The 17,867-nt window shown below is 69.6% G+C and carries 16 protein-coding genes; all 16 read left to right on the forward strand.

Annotated elements, in window-relative coordinates:
• Positions 1-2: 2 nt before the first annotated feature.
• On the forward strand, positions 3-728 hold the full coding sequence (locus ACAM57_RS16145; protein ID WP_369662361.1) for a 4'-phosphopantetheinyl transferase superfamily protein: 726 nt from the start codon (positions 3-5) through the stop codon (positions 726-728).
• The gene (locus ACAM57_RS16150; RefSeq protein ID WP_369662362.1) at positions 725-1,549 is read left to right on the forward strand and encodes an alpha/beta hydrolase; all 825 of its coding nucleotides are present in this window, start codon (positions 725-727) and stop codon (positions 1,547-1,549) included. Before ACAM57_RS16145 ends, ACAM57_RS16150 begins: the two co-directional genes overlap by 4 nt.
• Positions 1,542-2,495 carry a hypothetical protein gene (locus ACAM57_RS16155; RefSeq protein ID WP_369662363.1) on the forward strand — a complete coding sequence of 318 codons (954 nt, stop codon included), beginning with the start codon at positions 1,542-1,544 and terminating at the stop codon, positions 2,493-2,495. Before ACAM57_RS16150 ends, ACAM57_RS16155 begins: the two co-directional genes overlap by 8 nt.
• A gap of 71 nt (positions 2,496-2,566) precedes the next feature.
• Complete coding sequence (locus ACAM57_RS16160; RefSeq protein ID WP_369662364.1) at positions 2,567-3,778, forward strand: polysaccharide biosynthesis/export family protein; 1,212 nt, start codon at positions 2,567-2,569, stop codon at positions 3,776-3,778.
• Between the two features lie 50 nt (positions 3,779-3,828).
• Positions 3,829-6,177: a polysaccharide biosynthesis tyrosine autokinase gene (locus ACAM57_RS16165; RefSeq protein WP_184637975.1), complete on the forward strand. Its 2,349-nt coding sequence runs from the start codon at positions 3,829-3,831 to the stop codon at positions 6,175-6,177.
• Positions 6,174-6,893, forward strand: coding sequence for a sugar transferase (locus ACAM57_RS16170; RefSeq protein ID WP_184637977.1), 720 nt, complete (start codon positions 6,174-6,176; stop codon positions 6,891-6,893). The genes ACAM57_RS16165 and ACAM57_RS16170 overlap by 4 nt, the downstream gene beginning before the upstream one ends.
• A 29-nt stretch (positions 6,894-6,922) precedes the next feature.
• The gene (locus ACAM57_RS16175) at positions 6,923-7,900 is read left to right on the forward strand and encodes a GDP-L-fucose synthase (RefSeq protein WP_184638770.1); all 978 of its coding nucleotides are present in this window, start codon (positions 6,923-6,925) and stop codon (positions 7,898-7,900) included.
• A complete protein-coding gene (gene gmd / locus ACAM57_RS16180) occupies positions 7,893-9,017 on the forward strand; it encodes a GDP-mannose 4,6-dehydratase (RefSeq protein ID WP_369662365.1) in 1,125 nt (374 codons plus the stop codon). Before ACAM57_RS16175 ends, gmd begins: the two co-directional genes overlap by 8 nt.
• Before the next feature lie 42 nt (positions 9,018-9,059).
• A complete protein-coding gene (locus ACAM57_RS16185) occupies positions 9,060-10,385 on the forward strand; it encodes a hypothetical protein (protein ID WP_126019686.1) in 1,326 nt (441 codons plus the stop codon).
• 30 nt (positions 10,386-10,415) lie between these two features.
• Positions 10,416-11,492: a glycosyltransferase gene (locus ACAM57_RS16190; RefSeq protein ID WP_369662366.1), complete on the forward strand. Its 1,077-nt coding sequence runs from the start codon at positions 10,416-10,418 to the stop codon at positions 11,490-11,492.
• On the forward strand, positions 11,489-12,445 hold the full coding sequence (locus ACAM57_RS16195; RefSeq protein ID WP_369662367.1) for a hypothetical protein: 957 nt from the start codon (positions 11,489-11,491) through the stop codon (positions 12,443-12,445). The genes ACAM57_RS16190 and ACAM57_RS16195 overlap by 4 nt, the downstream gene beginning before the upstream one ends.
• 45 nt (positions 12,446-12,490) lie before the next feature.
• Positions 12,491-13,423, forward strand: a complete 933-nt coding sequence (locus ACAM57_RS16200; RefSeq protein ID WP_369662368.1) for a hypothetical protein — start codon at positions 12,491-12,493, stop codon at positions 13,421-13,423.
• A 19-nt stretch (positions 13,424-13,442) separates the two neighbouring features.
• Complete coding sequence (locus ACAM57_RS16205; RefSeq protein ID WP_369662369.1) at positions 13,443-14,702, forward strand: polysaccharide biosynthesis protein; 1,260 nt, start codon at positions 13,443-13,445, stop codon at positions 14,700-14,702.
• Complete coding sequence (locus ACAM57_RS16210) at positions 14,699-15,946, forward strand: glycosyltransferase WbuB (protein ID WP_369662370.1); 1,248 nt, start codon at positions 14,699-14,701, stop codon at positions 15,944-15,946. Before ACAM57_RS16205 ends, ACAM57_RS16210 begins: the two co-directional genes overlap by 4 nt.
• 33 nt (positions 15,947-15,979) lie before the next feature.
• Positions 15,980-17,092 (forward strand): UDP-glucose 4-epimerase GalE, encoded by a 1,113-nt coding sequence (galE, locus tag ACAM57_RS16215; protein ID WP_126019672.1) that lies wholly within the window; start codon positions 15,980-15,982, stop codon positions 17,090-17,092.
• On the forward strand, positions 17,085-17,864 hold the full coding sequence (locus ACAM57_RS16220; RefSeq protein WP_184637992.1) for a response regulator transcription factor: 780 nt from the start codon (positions 17,085-17,087) through the stop codon (positions 17,862-17,864). The genes galE and ACAM57_RS16220 overlap by 8 nt, the downstream gene beginning before the upstream one ends.
• The last annotated feature ends 3 nt before the right edge of the window (positions 17,865-17,867 follow it).

The raw sequence follows: 17,867 nt of genomic DNA on the forward strand, positions 1-17,867 counted from the left end.
GCATGGCCGGCCATTCCCCCCAGCCGCTTTCCATCGACGTGCCGCTGTGCCTGTACGTCGACCTGGACAGGTTCGCGGGCCTTCCGTCGCAGCAGGTTCTCTCCGACGAGGAACGCGAGCGCGCCGAGAGCTTCCGCTCGCCGGTGGACCGCCAGCGCTACGTGGCCTCGCACCTCGCGCTGCGCCAGGCGCTGAGCGAGTACACCGGCCTGCAGCACGCCGAGCTGCATCTGTCGAAGGGCTCCTTCGGCAAGCCGTCGCTCACCGGCCATGCGCGCACGCAGTTCTCGCTGAGCCACAGCCAGGGGCTGGCGCTGATCGCCATCGGCGGGCGCGGCCCGCTGGGCGCCGACATCGAGCTGCTGCGCCCGGTGCCCGACGCGGCGGTGCTCGCGGCCGAGCATTTCACCCGCCGCGAGCAGGAAGCGCTGGCCGCCCTGCCCGCGCAGGAACGCGACCGCGCCTTCCTGACCTGCTGGACCCGCAAGGAGGCCTGCCTGAAGGCCATCGGCGTGGGGCTGCTGGTGTCGTCGCAGAGTTTCGAAGTGGGCCTGGAGCCCGACTGCCGCAGCGTGGAGCTTGCGGTGGCGGGCCGCATCCTCTGGCTGCTGCTGGGCCCGGCGCCCGAGCGGATGGACTGCGTGGGTTCCATCGCCGAATGGCGGCAGACGGAGGCGCGCGCCGGCAACGCCAGCCACTCGGGCCGCCTGCTGGAGGCGCACGCATGAGCCACCTGAAGCCGATCATGTTCGGGCCGGCCTCGCGGCAGCTCTTCGGCGTGTTCCATCCCGCCGAGGAAGACAGCGCCGGCGGCAACACCGCCGTGCTGCTGTGCCCGCCCTTCGGGCAGGAGGGCCTGCGCACCCACCGCTTCTTCAAGGTGCTGGCCGAGCGGCTCTCGCGCTCGGGCATTGCCACGCTGCGCTTCGACTTCTACGGCTCTGGCGATTCTCCGGGCGAGGAAGTCGAGGGTGAGCTCGACGGCTGGCGCCGCGACCTCTGCTCGGCGCACGAAGAGCTGCGGCGGCGCGCGCCCGGCGCTTCCATCGTGTGGATCGGCGCGCGGCTCGGTGCCACCGTGGCGGTGCTGGCGGCGCGCGGCGGGCGCTGCGACCCCGTGCGGCTGGTGCTGTGGGAGCCGGTGATCGACGGGCGCAGCTATGCGCGGCTGCTGCGCGAGCAACACGTGGCCGCCATCGACACCACCTTCTGCATTCCCGACCTGGCGTGGCGCCGAAGCCTGCTGCAGGAGCCCGAGGCGATGCCCGAGGAGGCGCTGGGCACCCTGCTCTCGCCCGCGCTGCGCGCGCAGCTGGCGGCGCTGGTGCCCGAGTCGCTGCCGCTCACCGCGCTGCACGACACGCTGGTGCTCGCCGGCCCCGACGACGAGCGCACCGCCCAGTGGGCGGCCGACCAGCAGTCGCGCCACATGCCGGTGCGCCTCGCGTACTTCAGCCACCAGCTCGACTGGACCTCCGACCCCTATCCCAACAGCGCGATGGTCCCGGCCGATGCGCTCAACCGCCTGCAGGGTGCTCTTCATGAATGACCCGACCACGACGCTTCCGGGCGCCATCGCCCAGGCCCCGCTGCAGTTCGGGCCCGGCGACGCGCTGATGGGCATGCTCACGCTGCCTGCGCGGCCGGCGCGCGGCGGCACCGCCTGCCTCATGTTCAACATGGGCGCCAACCACCGGGTGGGGCCGCGCCGCATCAACGTGAAGCTGGCGCACCTGCTGGCCGCGCGCGGCGTGGGCAGCCTGCGCTTCGACCTGGGCGGCATCGGCGACAGCGACGCGCTGGCCACCTCGCCCGACCTGCATGCGCGCGCGGTGCACAGCCTGAAGGCGGCCATGGACGCCGCGCAGCGCACGCTGGGCGTGAACCAGTTCGTGATCGTGGGCATGTGCTCGGGCGTGGAGCACGCCATGTCGGCCGCTCTGGCCGACCGGCGCGTGGTGGGGCTGTCGCTGTTCGACGGATTCGCCTTTCCCGAGCTGCGCGCGCGGCTGGAGCGCAACCTGCGCCGCGCGCTGGCCGCGCCCGCGCACCCGTCCTTTCCGGGCAAGGCCAGGCGCTGGCTGCAGCGGCACTTTCTGCGCAGCCACTCGACCACGCCCCTGCCGGGCTTCTTCGCTGAAAGGCGCGCGCCCGAGGCCAACGCGATCTGGTTCGGCGCTGCGCTGCAGCGCCTTGCCGAGCGCAACGTGGCGATGCAGCTGCTGTATTCGGGCTCGCTGCACGTGTGCGACCGCGGCCGCGACCAGCTCGGCGCCTTCGCCCGCAAGCCCTTCGCGCAGGGGCTGCAATACGAGTTCCTCGGCGAGGTCGATCACACCGTGTGCACCGCGAGAGGCCAGCAGCTCTTCCTGCGCAGCGTGGGCGACTGGGTCGCCGAGCGCTGCCTGGCCGGCGGCACCGAGCGCCGCAGCCAGGGCAGCAGCCGGGCACCCGCCAGCCCCGAACCGGCCATGACCACCTGGGCCGCGCTCTGACAGAGCTCCACGCCGAACCATTCATTCACGCCTTGCACCACCCGCCACAACCAGCCGTCAAGGAGATCACCATGCAACGCCACGATCCAGCGACACAAGCACGCGGAACGCAACCGTCCGCGGTCCTGGCCCGGACGCCAGCGCAGGCACGGCTGCGATGGTTCGGGCTGGCCATGCTGGCCTCGATCTGGCTGGTGATGCTCGCAGGCTGCGCTCCGGGATTCGGCTCGGTGGCACCGCTGGGCTTCACCCGCGCCAACGGCGACAGCACGGCCTCGGGCAGCACCGGACAGATCATCCCGATCACGCCCGACCTGATCCGCACGCAGATCGCGCAGCGGCCCAAGGGCGTGCCCGAGAACATCAAGCGCCTGTTCACCGCGGCACCGGTCTACACCATCGGGCCGGGCGACGTGGTGGGCATCATCGTGTACGACCACCCCGAGCTGCTGCCGAACGCCGGCGCGGTGATCGCGCAGCAGTCGGACCCGACGGGCGTGACCGTGGCGCCCGGCTTCATCGTCGACGCCAAGGGCGAGATCTTCTTTCCGTACATCGGGCGCACCAAGGTGCAGGGCCTGACCGAGAGCGGCGCGTCGGAGCTGATCGCGCAGCGCATCAAGTCCTTCATCAAGGACCCGCAGGTGACGGTGCGCATCCAGTCCTTCCGCAGCCAGCGCGCCTACGTGCAGGGCGAGGTGCGCACGCCAGGGCTGCAGATCTTCACCGACGTGCCGATGACGCTGTCGGAGGCCATCAGCCGCGCCGGCAGCTTCACCCAGGCCGGCGATCGCGCGAACGTCACGCTCACGCGCGGCGGAGTCTCGACGGTCATCAACCTGCCGATGCTCCAGGCGATGGGCGCCGACCCCAACAGCATTCCGCTGCGCAACGGCGACATCGTGAACGTCGGCACCCGCGAGGACAGCCGCGTCTACGTGATGGGCGAGGTGCGCGCGCCGTCGGCGCTGCAGATGCGCAACAACGGCCGGCTGAGCCTGAACGAGGCGCTCGGCGATGCAGGCGGGCCCGACCTCGCGACCTCCGACCCCGGCCAGATCTACGTGGTGCGCAACTCGCCCGACAACCTGGACGTGCAGCAGGTCTTCAACCTCAACGCGAAGAACCCGGTGGCGCTCGCGCTGGCCGACCGCTTCGAGCTGCAGCCGCGCGACGTGGTGTACGTCGACCGCGTGCCGCTGGTGAGCTGGAGCCGCGTGTTCAGCCTGATCCTGCCGGCCGCCCAGGTCGTCAACCTCGCCCGCGACACGGCCCGCCGCTAGGCGCCTCGCCCGTCCGGACAGCAACAACGCCAACGCAAAAGGTGAACCCCATGAACGCGCACTGGCAACCGTCGCTTCCCGCGCCCGCGGGCACCCCAGTGACGGTGCTCGAAACCACGGCCTGGCCCCGCGAGTCCCGCTTCCACGAGTACTTCGACATCCTCGTGGACAACCGCTGGCTGATCGCCGGCATCACGGCGCTGGCGCTGCTGGCGGGCGTGGGCTACGCGCTCTTCGGCACCCGCGTGTACGAGGCCAACATCCTGATCCAGGTGGAAGACCCCGACCGCTCGGGCGGCAACTTTCCGGGCGATGCCAACGGAGGCGGCGGCATCAGCGTGAAGACGCCGACCGCGGGCGAGACCGAGATCCTGCGCTCGCGCATGGTGCTGGGCCAGGCGATGGAGAACACCCGCCTCTACATCGGCGCGAAGCCGCTCTACATACCCGTGGTGGGTGAGTTCCTGGCGCGGCATTCGAGCCGGCTTTCCACGCCGGGCGTGTTCGGCTGGGGCAACTATGTCTCGGGCACCGAGCAGATCGCCGTCGCGCAGATGGACGTGCCGCCCGCCCTGGAGGGCAAGAAGTTCACGCTGGTCGCGGGCACCGAGGGCAACTACACCCTGACCAGCCCCGAGCTCGAGTCGCCGCTGCACGGCACCGCCGGCACGCCGCTGGACGCCACCGTGCCCGGCGGCAACCTGCACCTGCTGGTGGGCTCCTTCGAGGCCCGCCCCGGCGGGGCCTTCGAGCTGGTGCGCTACTCGAAGCAGCTCACGCTCCTGGGCCTGCAGCGCGACCTGCGCGTGGTCGAGAAAGGCAAGCAGTCGGGCGTGATGGACATCAGCCTGCAGGCCGAGAACCGCAACCAGCTCGCCGGCGTGCTCAACGAGATCGCGGGCCTGTACGTGCGCCAGAACATCGAGCAGAAGACGGTGCAGGCCGAGCGCGCCCTGGCCTTCCTGGGCACCGAGCTGCCCAAGTTCAAGCAGCAGCTGGAGCAGTCCGAGGACGCCTACAACCAGTACCGCAACCAGAACGGCACCATCAGCCTGGACGACGAGGCCCGCAACGCGCTGACGCAGAACGTCGACCTGCAGGCCAAGCTCTTCGACGCCAAGCAGAAGCGCCTGGACCTGGTGGGCCGCTTCACCGCCCAGCACCCGATGGTGCAGACGCTCGACGCGCAGATCGCCTCGCTCAAGAAGGAGCTGGGTTCGGTGGACGGCCGCATCCGCCGCATGCCCATGCTGCAGCAGAACGCGGTGCGCATGCAGCGCGACATCAAGGTCAACACCGAGCTCTACGCGACGCTGCTCAACAGCTCGCTGCAGATGCGGCTGGCCAAGGAAGGCAAGGTGGCCAACGTGCGCGTGCTCGACCAGGCGCTGGTGGCCGAGAAGCCGGTGCGGCCCAAGCCGGTCATCGTGGTCGCGCTGGCGCTGGCCGCTGGCCTCTTCGCCGGTGGCGCGGCGGCGCTGGCGCGCAAGAACCTGAAGCGCTCCATCGAGAGTCCGGACCACATCGAGGCGATCACCGGGTTGAACGTGTACAGCAGCATCCCGCTGAGCACGCAGCAGCGCGTGCTCGACCGCGCGGTGCGCAAGGGCAAGCCCGGCGTCAAGGTGCTGGCGGCGCTGCACGTGGAAGACCCGGCGCTCGAAGGCCTGCGCAGGCTGCGCACGGCGCTCAAGTTCGTGATGGTGGGCGCGCCCAACAACCGCATCCTGATTTCCAGCGCCACGGCCGGCGCGGGCAAGACCTTCGTGTCGTCGAACTTCGCCACGCTGCTGGCGGTGTCGGGCAAGCGGGTGCTGCTGATCGACGGCGACCTGCGCCGCGGCACCCTGACCGAAGACTTCGGCCTGCAGCGCCGCGACGGCCTGGCCGACGTCATCAACGGCGAGGTGCCTCTGGAGCAGGCCATCCACCACCAGGTGCTGCCCTACCTGGATGTGATGTCCGCCGGCACGCCGCACCCGGACCCGGCCGGCCTGATGACCAGCGACACCTTCGCGCATGCGCTGGCGCTGCTGTCGGCACGCTACGACGTGGTGGTGATCGACGCGCCCCCGGCCCTGCTGGCCTCCGAGACCGCCGCCATGGCGCCGAGCATGGGCACCGTGCTGCTGGTGGCGCGCGCGGACAACAGCGAGATGGGCGAGCTGCTCGAAAGCAGCAAGCGGCTGGCCCACGTTGGCGCGGCCTTCCACGGGGTGGTGTTCAACGCGGTCGACACCACGCAGCGCCGCAACCGCAGCTACAGCTACGGCTACTACGGCTATGCCCCGACGACCACCGCCGCCGCTCCCGCGCCCCGGCGCGATCCCGCCTACCAGCTGGACACGGCCGACACCGTGATGCCCAGGCGCATCGAACCGGAGCACGCCGAATCATGAACACGCTCAGATCCACCTCCTCCACCGGGCACGGGCCCGGCAATCCGGGCGTCGGCACCGCGGCCGCCAACACGGCGCCCTACATGCCGCTGGGCGGCGCGCCCTGGCTGCGCCGCGCCAAGCGCATGGCCGACGTCCTGATGGCCGGCTCCTTCTTCCTCTTCTTCGGCTGGGCCTATGCGCTCGTCTGGCTCGGCGTGCTCTACACCTCCGGAGGCCCGGCCATCTACATGCAGCCGCGCTACGGCAAGGGAGGGCGCGTCTTCAAGTTCTACAAGTTCCGCTCGATGGTGGCCGACGCCGACGCGGTGCTGGCGCGCCACCTGCGCCAGAACGAGGCCGCGCGGCGCGAATGGGCCGTCTACCAGAAGCTGCAGAACGACCCGCGCATCACCCGCTTCGGCGCCTTCCTGCGCAAGTACAGCATCGACGAGTTCCCGCAGTTCTGGAACGTGCTCAAGGGCGACATGAGCATGGTCGGCCCCCGCCCCTGCATGTTCGCGCAGAAGGACCTGTACGGCGACTACTGGGACCACTACTGCGCCGTGCGCCCTGGCATCACCGGCCTGTGGCAGATCAGCGGGCGCAACGAGATCAGCTACCGCCGCCGCGCCGCGATGGACGCGGAGTACGTCGCGCACCTGTCGCTGTGGCGGGACTTCGTGATCCTGCTGAAGACCTTCGGGGTGGTGACGGGGGCGCGCGGGTCGCGCTGACCGGCTTCGATTCCCTACCGAAAGAACATATGCGGATATTTGTTGCGGGACACCGTGGAATGGTCGGCCAGGCCCTGGCGGGCCAGCTGCGCGGGCTCGGCCACGAGGTGGTTTGCCGCCAGCGCTCCGAGCTCGATCTTCTGGACCAGCGAGCCGTAGGCCGCTTCTTCTCGGACGAGCAGATCGACCAGGTCTACCTGGCGGCTGCCAAGGTTGGCGGCATCCATGCCAACACGAGCTATCCGGCGCAATTCATCTACGAGAACCTCATGATCGCGGCGAACGTGACGCATCAGGCGTTTCTTGCAGGCATCAGGCGGATTCTCTTTCTCGGTTCGAGCTGCATCTACCCGCGCCTGGCCGGACAACCCATACACGAGGAATACCTGCTCGACGGCAGGCTGGAGCCGACCAACGAGCCCTACGCGATCGCCAAGATCGCCGGGCTCAAGCTGTGCGAGAGCTACAACCGGCAGTACGGGGAAAGCCACGGCGTCGACTACCGCAGCGTGATGCCGACCAACCTGTACGGGCCGGGCGACAACTATCACCCCGAGAACAGCCACGTCGTGCCGGCGCTGATCCGCCGCTTTCATCAGGCGAAGCTGGACGATGCGCCGAGCGTGCAGATCTGGGGCAGCGGCCGGGTACGCCGCGAGTTCCTCTACGTCGACGACATGGCGCAAGGGTGCATCGCCGTGATGAACCTGCCCCGCGCGGCCTACGAGCTGCAGACGGACCCGATGCGCAGCCACATCAACCTCGGCACCGGCGAGGACGTGTCGATCTCGGAGCTTGCGGAACTGATCCGCGACGTCGTCGGCTACCGCGGAGACATCCGCTACGACCCGGCGAAGCCCGAGGGCACGCCGCGCAAGTTGCTGGACGTGTCCCGCGCGGCAGCCATCGGCTGGAAGGCCCGCGTGCCGCTCGCCGAGGGTTTGCGCCGTACCTATTCCGCCTATCAGGCATCCACCCGCCTCACCGAGGAGATCGAACATGTCTAAGCGCGCTCTGATCACCGGCATCACCGGCCAGGACGGCTCCTATCTTGCCGAGTTGCTGATCGAAAAAGGCTACGAGGTGCACGGCATCAAGCGGCGGTCCTCCCAGTTCAACACGGGACGCATCGACCATCTCTACTCGGACGTCCATTCGAAGGCGCAGCGACATCTGCACCTGCACCACGGCGACCTGTCCGACGGCAGCAACCTCACCCGGATCATGCAGGAGGTGCAGCCCGACGAGGTCTACAACCTGGGGGCGCAGAGCCATGTGGCCGTCAGCTTCGAAAGTCCCGAGTACACGGCCGACATCAATGGCCTGGGCGCGTTGCGCCTGCTCGAGGCCATCCGGCTCCTGGGCCTTCAATCGAAGACACGTTTCTACCAGGCCAGCACGAGCGAACTCTACGGACAGGTGCAGGAGTCCCGCCAGAGCGAAGCGACTCCCTTCTACCCGCGCAGCCCCTACGGTGCGGCGAAGCTCTTCGCCTACTGGATCACCAAGAACTACCGCGAGGCCTACGGCTTCTACGCCTGCAACGGAATCCTGTTCAACCACGAGAGTCCCCGCCGAGGAGAGACTTTCGTGACCCGCAAGGTCACGCGGGGCCTGGCGAACGTGGCGCAGGGCCTCGAACAGTGCCTCTTCCTCGGCAACATGAACGCATTGCGCGACTGGGGCCACGCCAAGGACTACGTACGGATGCAGTGGCTGATGCTGCAGCAGCCCACGGCCGTCGACTACGTGATCGCGACCGGAGCGCAATACAGCATCCGCGACTTCGTGACCCGCGCCGCGCGGCAACTCGGCATCTCCCTGGTCTTCGAGGGCGAAGGCATCGACGAGGTGGCGATCGCCGCCGATGTCACCGGCGAAGACGCACCTGCGGTCTGCCCGGGCGATGTGCTGGTCCGCGTCGATCCGCGCTACTTCCGCCCCTCGGAAGTCGAGACACTGTGCGGCAATCCCTCGAAGGCAGCGGATGAACTCGGCTGGGTACCGGAGATATCCCTCGATCAGATGATCGCCGAGATGGTGGCCAGCGATCTCGAACTGGCCAAGCGCCAGGCGCTGCTGCAGCGTCACGGCTATCACACGCCGCAGAGCATCGAGGCCTGAAAGCGGCACGAGCGGCTTCCATCCCCACACAGCAGGCCCGCCATGCGCCCCCTCGCCTTCTGGTCCGGCATCGTCTGCGCCGCGCTGTGCGGCCTGGTCGATCCGGTCTGGGGCTACGCGGCGGTGTTCGTGCTGTCGCTGGTGCAGATCGCGATGCTGGGATCGGCCGGCGGCAGCGTGTTCCTGCTGATCCACTACGCGGCCATCCTGACCTACTTCTCTATCGCGCCGGCGATGCAGATATCGCACGACATCGACTTCTGGGACGCGGGCGTGATGCGCGCCGATTCGCACACGCAGGCGCTGATGCTCTTGCTGCTCTACATGGCGGGCGTGGAGGCCGCGCGGCTGGGGGAACGCGATGCGCCCGCCGACGCGATGGCGCGGCGCGACGGCCGCATGGCCGAGCTCGCCAACGCCCAGTTGCTGCTGCTGGGCTGCGCGGTGTTCGCCTTCGCCGCGCTGCTGGTGAAGCCGGAGCTCAACTTCGTGGCGCGTGGGGTCGCGGGCCTGGGCAGCGAGGACAACAACCTCGCCATCGACTTCATCTTCTATTCCACGCTGCCCAAGCTGGTGGTGCTGATGTGCTTCGTGGCGCTGGCCATCCAGGCGTTGCGCCGCCGCACGCTGTGGTCGTGGGGCGTGGCGGGCATCGCCTTCGGGCTGGCGGCGATCGCGGCCAACCCGGTGAACACGGCCCGGCAAGTCCTGCTGATCGGGCTGCTGCCGCTGCTCGTCCATGCGCTGGCGCGCAGCCGGCGCTGGCTGCTCGCGGGCCTGATCTTCGGCTCCATCGCGGGGCTGGGACCGGTGCTGAACCTGATCTCGCGCGGCAGCATCTGGGGCGAGGAGCTGCGGACCTTTCCCTTCAGCCAGGACTTCGACGCGATGTTCGTCGTCGCGGGCATCCTGGAGCGCGCGCCCATTCCGGACCTGGGCTGGGGCCGCTACCTGCTGTCGGCCTTCTCGTTCTTCCTGCCGCGCAGCCTGAAGATGTTTCCCGACTTCGACCCGCTGGGCTGGTCGGCCATCCTCGGCAACTTCTCGCAGGCCAATCTCTCGCTGCCGCCCTTCACGACGGCGTATTTCGACTTCGGCCTGGCAGGGCCGGCGCTATTCGGCTTCGCGGTATCGGCCGCCTTCCGGGCGGTGGACCGCGCCGTCCAGGCCGGGCGGCCGGTGTCGGGCTCCTACCTGGCGGCGCTGGTGCTGCTGGCCGCCTACGTGCCGTTCATGCGCGGCCCGATCCTCGGCTGGGGGCCGTTCGCGGCCTCGGGAGTGATCGCCGCATTCATCGCGGGCTCTCTGAGCTCCCGCACCCGCCGCGCGATGACGCGCGTGGTGCGGCGCCGCCTGCCGAGCGCATGAAGGAAGAAGAAAGAAAAGAAAGAAGCACCCATGGCCGCCTACCTCTACTACGACACCGTGCGCCTCAACAAGGCGGCCGGCGGCGTGCTCAACGTGTCGCAGGTGCTGCTGCGCCACATGCGGCTTTCGCCCGAGGACCGCGTTGTGCCGGTGAGCGAACGGCATCCGCGCCTCTTCGCTCTGGCGCAGCGTCTGAAGATCAGCCGCTTCGTGCTCGACACACTGCTCTACAACTGCCACCGGCTGCGCGCGCTGATCACCGGCGAGCAGCTGTTCTCGATGTTCCCCAACTACTACCTGCCGCTCACGCTGCTGGGACGGCATCGCGACTCGGTGGTGATCGTGCACGACCTGCAGTACAAGGCCTATCCGCAGTATTTCGGGCGCGTCAAGCGGCTCTTCCTCGACTGGAATCTCTGGCGCGCGGCGCGCAGCGCGGCCGACGTGGTCTTCATCAGCCGCAGCAGCCAGCGCGACTTCGAGCGCCACTTCGGCCGCGGCGCGCGTTCCAGCGTCATCTTCAACCCGGTGGACGCGCCGCGAGTCGCCCCGGCCGCCGTCGCGGCGCCCGGCGCGCGCTATCTGATCGCGGCCTACCACTACTACCCGCACAAGAACTTCGCCGGCATCCTCGCGCTCTTCGAGCGCATGAAGGCGGCCGGGCTGGTCGACTACCTCGACATCACCGGCAACGGTGCGGCGGAAGTGCAGCGCATGGTGTCGGCGATGCCGCCCGAGGTGCGCGAGTGCGTTCGGCACCGCGGCCTGGTGCCGCGCGACGAGCTGCTGCGGCTGTACCAGGGCGCCACCGCCTTCATCTCGCTCTCGACCTTCGAGGGTTTCAACCTCTCGGCGGCGGAGGCGGCGACGCTGGGTGTGCCGCTGCTGCTGTCGGACATTCCGGTGCACCGCGAGCTGTTCGCGGACTACGCCTTCTTCGCGGGCAGCGACGGCGACGATCCGGAGCAGATCGCGCAGTACCTGGCTCACCACGAGCACGCCCGCCCGGAGTGGGTGCACGCCGGCACCTGCGCACCCGCCAACGTCGCGAGGCGCTACCTGATGCTCAAGCGCGGCACGCTGTCGCTCGCGGGAGCCGTGCCATGACCGCATGCCTGCCGCCCGTCGTGCGATTGATCGCGAAGCTGCTGCTGGCGGTGGCGGTGGCGCTGCCGCTGGCGGCCCATGCCCAGCCCGCATCGGCGCCGATGCCGGGCTTCGGCGTGATGGTTCATTACCTGCCCGACAAGCAATCGATCGGCGAGATCAGGCGCTTCGACGTGGAAGCCTTCGCGGCCACGCTGGCGGAGATGCGCGTCTCGCACCTGATCCTGACGCTGGGGCAGAACAGCGGCCAGTACATCGCGCCCAATGCGGCGCTGGAGGTGCTCTGCCCGGCCAGCGCCGCAAACCGCCCGCCGCGCGACCTGCCGCTGGAGATCGGCCGGGCCCTGCGCAGCCGGGGCATCGCGCTGATCCTGTACCTGCCGTTCCGTGCGCCGCAGGCCGACCGCGCGCTCATGGATTGCCTGGGCGACGTGTCGGAGCAGGAGCCGCCGCCGGCCCGTTTCATCGCGGCGTGGTCCAGCGTGATCCGCGACTGGTCGCAGCGCTATGGCGCACTGGCCAGCGGCTGGTGGTTCGACGGCACCTACAACACCAAGGGCATCACGCCCGCCGGCTGGGACATGCTGTGCAGCGCCGTGCGCGCGGGCGCCACCAACCGCTGGCTGGCCTTCAACGCGGGCGAAGGCGCGGAGCGCTTCAGCGCGAAGTCAGCCCCCTGCCAGAACCTGATGGCCGGCGAATACATGCAGCCGCCGCCGCACCTGACCGGCCCGCCCTCGGAACTGGTCCTGCACGTGCTGACGCCGCTGACCGCCTCGTGGGGCCGCGACGCGCCGGCGCGATTCACGGCCGCGCAGCTTCGTGCCTGGATCGCCGACGCATCAGCCGCGCGCGGCCTCTTCACGCTGGACATGCCCATCGACGCAGCCGGCCGCTTCGTTCCCGCGCACGTCGCGCTCATCAAGAGCGTCATGGCGGCGAGCAAGCCCTGAATCAGAGAAACGCTGTCACACCTGCCTCAACCCAACCCGATCACCATGAACCCGCCCCTGCCCTTCATCGTCGTGGAAGACCGCCAGAACAAGACCCTCGCGCTGTGCCGCGAATCGGCGGAGCTGGCCGGCGAGCCGCTGCTCGTGCTCTCGGACACCGACGCGGGTCCGGCCTACGAGCGCTTCTGCCGCTCCTACGTGCACCTGTCGAGCAACACGCCGGAGTTCGAGAAGATCTGCTTCCGGCGCTACTTCCTGCTTGCGCGCTTTCTGGAATCCAACCCCGAAGTGCGCGATTTCGTGCTGATCGACAGCGACGTGCTGCTTTTCCAGGGCGCGGGGCAGCACATCAGGCGGCTGGTGGGCAGGGCCGATTTCTCGGGTTCCAGCATGCAGTCGGCCGACGGCTGGAACCCCTGCCAGATCTCGCCGCACGTGAGCTACTGGACATCGAGCGGACTGCGCCGCTTCGTGGCCTGCGTGCTCGACACCTATGCCACGCCCTCGGGGCGCCGGAAGCTGCGCGAGATCTCGGCGCGCTTCGCCGCGCGGGGCGTGCGCGGCGGCGTGTCGGACATGACGCTGCTCTACCTCTGGGCGCACGCCACCGGCAACGACGAGCCCATCAACCGGGTGCTCGAGGGCACGGTGGTCGACCACAACATCAACGGCATGCACAACCTGCATCGCGGGGAGTTCAAGGTGCTGGGCGGCGCCAAGCGCATCGCCTACCGCGAGGGCAAGGCCTGGCTGACCAGCGCCTCGGGCGAGCTCACGCGCGTGGTGGCGCTGCACTTCCAGGGCAGCGCCAAGATGGCCATGCCCTACGCCCTGCGCGGCCACATGCTCACCGTGGCGGCCGTGACCTATGGGCTGCAGATCGCCCGTCGCGCGAAGAACAACGCCTTTCGCGCGGGCGCCTTCGCGCGCCGGCTGTTCGACACGCGCCGCGTGCACCGCGTGCCGGCCGGCAAATGAGCACCAGCGAGCCGACGCCATGAAGCACTTCAGCCTGCCACTACCGCTGCCCGGGGCGCGCATGGCATGGCTGTCGGGCCTGGGCGCGCTCGCTTCGCGGCTCTACGTGTACCTGTCGGGCTTCCTGGCCATCTTCCTGATGGCGGCGAGCGTTCCGCCCGCGCGCTTCGGCGAGTACTCGGTCTACCAATCGGTGCTGGAGGTGGCGCTGGTGGTGGCCACGCTGGGCAGCTCGCTGCTGTTCTCGCGCAACGCGGCCTCGGCGCCGCCGGGCGTGACGCGCGGCGACGTGGTGCGCACGCTGTCCATCGGCCTGCCGCTGGCTACCGTGCTCGCGACGGTGATCCTCACGGTGCAGCGCCTGCCGGTGGGCGACGCGCCCTTCGCCATCCTGGTGGTCACGCTGGCGGTGTTCGCATTCAACAGCCTGCGGCTTTCCTTCAGCCGCGGCCTCGGGCACTCGGGGCTGCTGAACCTGGAGGCCGGAATCCGCTCGACCGTCCTGGTCGCGGGGGTGGGCGTCTGCGCTGCGGTGCATTTCGACCTGGGCGTGGCGCACCTGCTGCTCATCAACCTGATCGCGGTGGTCGTGGTGTGCCTGGCCGTGGGCCTGCCGGCCAACGGCGAGGCGCCGCCGGTGGGGCGCGCGGCGCTCGGGCTGGCCTCGCAGGCCGGGGCGACGGTGTATTCGCTGCTCATGTTCCTTCTGCGCAAGTCGGACCTGCTGATCGTGGCCTCTTTCATGCCGCTGAGCTACGTGGGGGCCTTCAAGCTCGCCTTCCTGCTGGCCGAGGCGCCCTCGCAGTTCGTGCAGGCCTTCCTGGTCACAAAAACGCCCGCGATGCTGGAGACCGAGGCCGGCAACTTCACGGCCGCGAAGCTGCGGCTCGCGCGGCACTCCTTCCTGCTGGGCTGCGGGCTCTTCGTCGGGCTGGCCGCGCTCATCTCGGTGGCCGCGCCGCTGCTCAAGCTGGGCAACGAGGCGCGCACCATCTTCCTCTGCATCGCGCCCTACTTCCTTCTGCGCACCTACACGATCCACCACGAGATGGTGCTGTCGCTGAAAACCTCGATGGGCTCGCTCGGCCAGTGGGCGCTGCTGGAGGTGGCGCTGCGGCTGGCGTCATACGTGGTGGTGGCCTCGCTCTTTCCCGGCAAGCCGCACTACGTTTTCTTCATCGCCTGCCTGAGCGACTTCGCGCTGTACGAGACGCGCATGCGCCTGCACTTCGGCTTCTTTCCCATCGCGCGCCTGCTGGCGCGGAGGCAGGCATCGTGAAGGTCCTCCTCTACTCGATGAACTTCGCGCCCGAGTTGGCCGGCATCGGCAAGTACTCGGGCGAGATGGCCGAGTGGCTGCAGGCGCGCGGGCACGAGGTGCGGGTGATCGCCTCGCCGCCCTTCTTTCCGCAGTGGTCGGTGTTCGAGGGGTACTCGGCCTGGATGTACCGCAGGTCCGACTGGAACGGCGTGAAGGTATGGCGCGCGCCCACCTGGGTGCCCTCGCAGCCGCGCGCGCTGGGGCGCATCGGGCACCTGCTGTCGTTCACGCTGTCGAGCGTTCCGCTGCTGCTGGCGCAGCTGTTCTGGCGTCCTGACGTGGTGTTCGTGGTCGAGCCGCCCGTGTCCTGCGCGCCGGCTGCCCTGTGCCTGGCCAAGCTGCTGCGCGTGAGGTCGTGGCTGCACATCCAGGACTACGAGGTGGACGCCGCCTTCGGCCTGGGCTGGCTGCGCGGCGAACGGGTGCGGCGCTTTGCACTCGCCGCCGAGCGCTGGCTTATGCGCAGGTTCGACCGGGTCTCGACCATTTCGACCACGATGCGCGCCAAGGCGCTGGAAAAGGGCGTGGACGAATCGCGGCTGGTGCTGTTCCCGAACTGGGTCGACGTGGAGGCCATCCGGCCGCTCGAGCGGCCGGCGCTGGTCTCGGGTGCTTCCGCGCAGGGCTACCGGGCCGAACTGGGCATTCCGGCCGACGCGGTGGTGGTGCTCTATGCCGGCAGCCTCGGCAGCAAGCAGGGCATCGAGCTGCTGGCCGAGGCGGCGCGGCTGCTGGTGTGCTCGCACAACATCCACTTCGTGTTCTGCGGCAACGGGCCGAGCCGCCCGTCGCTGATGAACGCCTGCGTGCGGCTGGTCAACGTGCACTTCCTCGACCTGCAGCCCACCGAGCGCTTCAACGAGCTGCTGGGCATGGCCGACATCCATGTGCTGCCCCAGCGCGCCGATGCCGCCGACCTGGTCATGCCTTCGAAGCTGGGCGGCATGCTGGCGAGCGGCCGCGCGGTGATCGTGACCGCGCATGCCGGCACCGCGCTCAGCGAGGCGGTGTGGGGCCGCGGCGTGGTGGTCGAGCCCGGCGACGCCGCCGCGCTGGCCGACGCTATCGAGCAGCTTTCCATGTCGCCCGCCACGCGCGAGCTGATGGGATCGATCGGCCGGCGCTTCGCCGAGGCCGAGCTCGACCGCAACGTGATCCTGCAGCGCCTCGAAGAGCAGCTGCAGCGCTGCGTCACCGCCTGACGCGACGACCGGCCCGCCCCAAGGAACACCGCCATGCCCGCACCCAGGATCCTCGTGACAGGCGGCGCAGGCTTCATCGGCAGCCACACCTGCGTGGCGCTGATCGCGGCGGGCTACCAGCCGGTGGTGCTCGACACGCTGGTCAACAGCGACGCGCGCTCGCTGAAGCGGGTGGCGTGCATCACCGGCGTCGAGCCCGTGCTGGTGCGCGCCGACGTGCGCGACGGTGCCGCGCTCGACCGCACCTTCGCCGCGCACGGCGTGCAGGCGGTGGTGCACCTTGCGGGACTGAAGGCGGTCGGCGAATCGGTGGCCGATCCGCTGGGCTACTACGACGTCAACCTGGCCGGCAGCCTGGTGCTGGCGCGGGCCATGGATCGTGCGGGCGTGCGCACGCTGGTGTTCTCGTCGTCGGCCACGGTGTATGGCGACTCGCAGCCCTCGCCCATCGCCGAGGCCGCGCCGCATGGGCCGGTCAACCCCTACGGCCGCACCAAGTCGATGGTGGAGAGCATGCTGGCCGACCTCTCGCACGCCGATGCGCGCTGGGGCATCGCCTGCCTGCGCTATTTCAACCCGGTGGGCGCGCACGAGAGCGGCCTGCTCGGCGAACTGCCCAACGGCCCGCCCAACAACCTGATGCCCTACATCTCGCAGGTCGCGGCCGGCGAGCGCGAGTGCCTGGTGGTGCACGGCGCCGACTACGACACCGCCGACGGCACCGGCGTGCGCGACTACGTGCACGTGATGGACGTGGCCGAGGGCCACGTGGCGGCGCTGCACCGTGCGGCGCGACGGCCCGGCATCCTCATGGCCAACCTGGGCACCGGCCACGGCGCATCGGTGCTGGAGGTGGTCTCGGCCTTCGAGCGCGCGAGCGGCCGGCGCATCGCGCTGCGCATCGGGCCGCGCCGCCCGGGCGACGCACCCGCCTACTGGGCCGATGTGCGCAGCGCGTGGCGCACGCTCGGCTGGCGGGCGCGCCGCGACCTCGACCAGATGTGCGCCGACAGCTGGCGCTGGCAGTGCGCCAGCCCGCACGGATTCGACGACCCGGTGCCCACCCTGGTGCCCGGCGCCGTGCTGTTCCAGAACAAAGACAGAGCCATCAACATCCACTCCAACCGGGGGCACACCCATGTCTGAACAAGCTACACCCCCAGCCGTCGAGCTGGGCGCCGGCCAATCGGGCTATCCGCCAGGGGTCTGCGCGCCGGCCACGCCGCTGTGGCCCGGTTTCCTGACCGGGCAGGAAGACGCGCCGGTGCGCGTGCTGCTCGTGGACGACGACGAGTTCATGCGCCGCGTGATCGCGCAGGAGCTGCTGTCGGACCTGCGCATACAGCTCGAAGGCCAGGCCGGCAGCCTGCGCGACGGCCGGCGGCTGGTGGCCACGCACGAGTTCGACGTGCTGATGGTCGACCTGCGTCTGGGTGACGGCTCCGGCTTCGACCTGATCCAGGAAGCGCGCGAGCACCGCCGCTCGGCCGAGATCATCGTCATCACCGTGCTGGAGGACGAGGCGCACGTGCTGCACGCACTGGAACTGGGCGCCACCGGCTACCTCTTGAAGGACGCCTGGCTGCAGAGCTTCGCCCAGGCGGTGCTGCAGGTGGTCAACGGCGGCGCGGCCATCACGCCGCGGCTGGCACGCCGGTTGCTCTCGCGGCTGAGCCACCGGCCGATGGGCGCGCTGCCACCGGCTGCGCAACCCCTGCCGCGCGAGACGACGCTGACGGCGCGCGAGTGCGAGGTTTTGCGCTTCGTCGCGCGCGGGCACGTCACGGAGGAGATCGGAAACAGACTGGGCATCTCGGGGCAGACCGTCAACGCCCACATCAAGAACATCTACAAGAAATTGCACGTCCATTCGCGCGCGCAGGCCGTGAGCTATGCCGCGTATTCCGGGCTGATCTGAAAC

Origin of the sequence: Variovorax sp. V15 (assembly GCF_041154425.1) — a bacterium.
Classification (GTDB): domain Bacteria; phylum Pseudomonadota; class Gammaproteobacteria; order Burkholderiales; family Burkholderiaceae_C; genus Variovorax; species Variovorax guangxiensis.